We start from the raw sequence: 3,691 nt of genomic DNA on the forward strand, positions 1-3,691 counted from the left end.
ACAAACAGAATGCTATCGCTGCATAGTTGAACAGTGATGTTCAGCAGTGTTCAGCGTAAATGTATCAGCTACGCCCAACCGGCTTCAGGGAGAAGGTCGACCTCCTCGGTGGTTTTAATGGCCTCTTCCGGTCGAGGTGTGGCTTCTTGGCAGCGCTCCATGGCTTGAAGAAGCAGGGCTTCCCCTTCCTGCACCGTCTCAATGCGACAGAGGAGAGCACGGAATTGAGAGGCTCCGGCAAAGTCTTTGATGTACCAAGTCATGTGCTTGCGGGCCTGACGGATGCCACGTTCTCCCTTGTACTCCCAGAGACCGCGCAGATGCTCTAAGGCCATTTGAATCCGCTCCAGGGGAGTGGGGGCCGGTCTTTCTTGACCGGTTTTCAGGAAGTGATCGATTTCCCCCACCAGAAAGGGATAGCCCATGGTGCCGCGGGAGCACATCACCCCATCGGCTCCGGTTTCCTCCAAACACTTCACCGCTGCGGCTGTCGAGAAAATATCCCCATTGGCGATGACGGGAATGCGCAGGTGCTGTTTGACGCGGCGGATCCAGTCCCAGCGGGCTTTGCCGTTGAAGCCTTGGGCGCGTGTCCGGGCATGCAAGGTGAGCAGTTGCGCCCCTGCCTCCTGCAGACGGTGGGCAAAATCCAAAATGTTGATCTCCTGATCCGACCAGCCCAGGCGCGTTTTTACGGTTACGGGCACCTCCACCGCTTTGGCCACCGCCTCCACAATTCGCGCTGCCGTGTCGGGATCGCGAAGCAGAGAAGAGCCGCCGCCGTTTTTGGTAATCTTGTTCACCGGGCAGCCCATGTTGATGTCCACCAAGGTCGCCCCTTCGTCCACCGCCATGCGGGCCGCTTCTGCCAGAAAGTCAGGCCGACAATCAAACAGTTGGATGCCAATAGGCTGCTCCCCCTCGCCGACCTCCATGATGCGGGGCAACTGGCGGGCATAGTGCAAGCCGGTCGCGCTGACCATTTCGGTGTAAACCAAGCTGTGGGGGGCAAAACGGCGCACCAGCCCTCGAAAGACTTGGTCGGTTACCCCTGACAGTGGCGCCTGAAAAACGCGGCTCAAAACTTTTACCCCGCCGATATTGAGGGGCTGGGACAAGCGGGCTTGGAGTTCCGGCGAAAGCTGCAGGCCCATCGGGATCCGGAGAAAGCTATCCCTCTTTGTTGACAAAGTAAAGAAGACCCATGATGCGCGCTCGTTTGATCGCGGCAGTGAGCTCCCGCTGTTGTTTGGCAGTCAGGCCGGTGATGCGGCGGGGCAAGATCTTGCCACGCTCGGTCACAAATTTCTTGAGCAGCTCCACATCGGTGTACCTAATGGGCTCTCCCGGCTTGATGGGAGACAGGCGGCGGCGAGCGTAAACCATAGGTCAGGAGAACGGCGAAACGGCTTGAACTACTTAATCTCTTTGTGGACGGTGTGGCGGTTGCAGTGGGGGCAGAATTTCTTCAGCTCTAAGCGGGCTGTTGTGTTGCGGCGGTTTTTGGTGGTGGTGTAGCGGTTCACACCTGGAGAACGTTTGTTGACGTTGGTGCGGCACTCGGTGCACTCCAGGGTGATGATGATGCGGGCACCCTTTGCTTTAGCCATGACGGATCCCAAGACGAAGGTAAACGGCAATGAGGAAACTGCAATCCCAGATCCTGAGGCTGGAGATGGGGGTTTACCTCGATAAGCGCGATCACCAATTATCCAACTTTTCCTTGACGGAATCAACCCAAGTTTTCACTTGCTTGCCCGTTTGTTGCCGTAGGCTACGGGCGTTGCGATCCACATCTTTGCTCAGGCGCTGCAACTGCTTGGACAGATCCCGCACGGTGTCATTGCGCTGGGCTTGGCGCAGCAGGTCGCGAGCAGCCGATTTGACGTCGTCAGCAGCGTCCCCCTCTAGGATGTCCTGCAAAAACCGCAAGACTTTTTCATCCAGGTGATAGCCCCGCTCCGCTTCCACCACTAGGGTACGTCCGGCGCGGTCGTGAATGGTTTGGCGTTTTTCCTTGTCGAAGACGGCAAACAGCCCATCCGCAGCCAGAGGCACCAGCAGGGCCTCCGTGAGCACAAAGAGGGAGAGCACCCCCTCTCGAGCCAGAGAACGAACCAGGTGCGGCGAGGCTTCGGTCTCGGGATCCAGGGTTTTGATGTTCAGCAGCCATTTGCCGAGGCTTTGGCCCTCAGGGCGGGACTGGAAATAGCCGCGGTTCACCAGCCAGGTAGCGAAGAAGGCGATATAGCCGACCATGTCCACGGCGCCTGCACTGGCCCCTACCAGAGCAGCCAAGCCTTGGGCTAGGTAGGAGATCCCCAGCCCCAGCCCAAAGTCGAGGGCAAAGGCCCCAATTCGTTTGCTCCAGGGAGCCAATTTTGGCAGAGTTTCCCCCTCAGCAGCCGTTTGCGGGGCTGGCCGCTCGGCTTGAACCGGGGGCAGAGAAGTGGCAGGGGGCAAAGCGCTGAAGGTTCGCCACTCGCCAGCACTTTGATCCAGTTGTTCGGTTTTGGGCCGCTCTGGAAATTGGGGACGTTCGGGGTAAGGTCTGGGATCCGTCATTGCCGGTTGAGACTGTCAGTTCTACCATTCTAGCGAGGCAAGCCCACACCCACCGGCAGAGGGGACGGGCTGCGACGGGGGATCTCGTAGGTCAGCCGATCGCGGGCCAGCAGGGTATTGGGAAAAATGGCCTGAGCTTCTGCCAGCAGGTCTTCCAAGGTAATGGGGGCTTCTGGGGTGTAGCGGGGGCTGAAGTGGGTGAGGATCAAAGCTTGGGCCTTGGCTTCGGCGGCCACTTGGGCGGCCATGGCGGCGGTGGAATGCTTAGAGCGGCGGGCCAGCTCCAAGTCAGCCTGAGCGTAAGTGGCCTCGTGGATCACCAAGTCGGCAGCCCGGGAGAGATCGACGGCGTTGCGGCAGAAAATGGTGTCGGTGCAGTAGGAGAATTTGCGGCCCGGAATGGGATCCCCGACATAATCCCGTCCGTGAAAGCAGCGGCCCTGCCAGATGATGGATTGGCCGGCCTTGAGCTGCCCATACAGAGGGCCAAAGGGGATCCCATCGGCTTGGGCTTTGGCTGCATTGAAGCTGCCTGGCCGATCCTGTTCCACCACGCGGTAGCCGAAGGCGGGCACCCGGTGATCCAAGGGCGCGCAGAAGACGGAGTATTCCGGCTCTTGCAGGATGAGACCGGTTTCGACGGTGTGAACGCGGAAGCCGTAGGGGATCCGGGTCTCGCTGTAGCGCAACACGGCCTTCAGGTACTCTTCCAGGCCCGGCGGGCCGTAGATATCGATGTGCTCAGGGGTGCTGCCCAAGCCACAGGAGGCCAACAGCCCCGGCAGGCCGTAGATGTGATCCCCGTGCATGTGGGTGATAAAAATGCGGCGCAACTGGCTGGGGCGCAGCTCATCTAGGCGCAGCAACTGGTGTTGGGTGCCCTCGCCGCAATCGAACAGCCACCATTCCGACCGCTGGGGAAACTGCACCGCCACCCCGGAGACATTGCGCTGGCGGGTGGGCATGCCGGAGCTGGTGCCCAAAAAGGTGATCCGAATGGCATTGGGATCTGTCACAGGGGCAAGACCTCAGGGATTGGGATCCCTAGCTTACCAATTGCTGATACATTTACGCTGAACACTGCTGAACATCACTGTTCAACTATGCAGCGATAGCATTCTGTTTG

Annotated in this window: 5 protein-coding genes; all 5 read right to left on the bottom strand. The window is 59.3% G+C overall.

Going from position 1 to position 3,691, the window contains the following annotated elements; genetic code table 11:
- Nucleotides 1–68: 68 nt before the first annotated feature.
- Nucleotides 69–1,154: a tRNA dihydrouridine synthase DusB gene (dusB, locus tag NW839_RS11450; protein ID WP_414331927.1), complete on the bottom strand. Its 1,086-nt coding sequence runs from the start codon at nucleotides 1,152–1,154 to the stop codon at nucleotides 69–71.
- Between the two features lie 16 nt (nucleotides 1,155–1,170).
- Entirely contained in the window at nucleotides 1,171–1,386 is a 216-nt protein-coding gene (gene rpsR / locus NW839_RS11455; protein ID WP_011433239.1) for a 30S ribosomal protein S18, read from the bottom strand.
- Nucleotides 1,387–1,415: 29 nt separating this feature from the next.
- Nucleotides 1,416–1,610, bottom strand: a complete 195-nt coding sequence (rpmG, locus tag NW839_RS11460; RefSeq protein WP_011433240.1) for a 50S ribosomal protein L33 — start codon at nucleotides 1,608–1,610, stop codon at nucleotides 1,416–1,418.
- 91 nt (nucleotides 1,611–1,701) lie between these two features.
- Nucleotides 1,702–2,565: an RDD family protein gene (locus tag NW839_RS11465; RefSeq protein WP_414350434.1), complete on the bottom strand. Its 864-nt coding sequence runs from the start codon at nucleotides 2,563–2,565 to the stop codon at nucleotides 1,702–1,704.
- 29 nt (nucleotides 2,566–2,594) lie between these two features.
- Nucleotides 2,595–3,563 (bottom strand): ribonuclease Z, encoded by a 969-nt coding sequence (rnz, locus tag NW839_RS11470; RefSeq protein WP_414350436.1) that lies wholly within the window; start codon nucleotides 3,561–3,563, stop codon nucleotides 2,595–2,597.
- Nucleotides 3,564–3,691: the final 128 nt, after the last annotated feature.

Source organism: Synechococcus sp. R5-15 (assembly GCF_047462035.1).
In the GTDB taxonomy this organism is placed as follows: Bacteria; Cyanobacteriota; Cyanobacteriia; order Thermostichales; family Thermostichaceae; genus Thermostichus.

Excerpts from the sequence above, each read along its gene's own strand:
- rpsR (WP_011433239.1), bottom strand. The coding sequence starts at position 1,386 with ATGGTTTACGCTCGCCGCCGCCTGTCTCCCATCAAGCCGGGAGAGCCC.
- dusB (WP_414331927.1), bottom strand. The coding sequence starts at position 1,154 with ATGGGCCTGCAGCTTTCGCCGGAACTCCAAGCCCGCTTGTCCCAGCCC.
- NW839_RS11465 (WP_414350434.1), bottom strand. The coding sequence starts at position 2,565 with ATGACGGATCCCAGACCTTACCCCGAACGTCCCCAATTTCCAGAGCGG.
- rpmG (WP_011433240.1), bottom strand. The coding sequence starts at position 1,610 with ATGGCTAAAGCAAAGGGTGCCCGCATCATCATCACCCTGGAGTGCACC.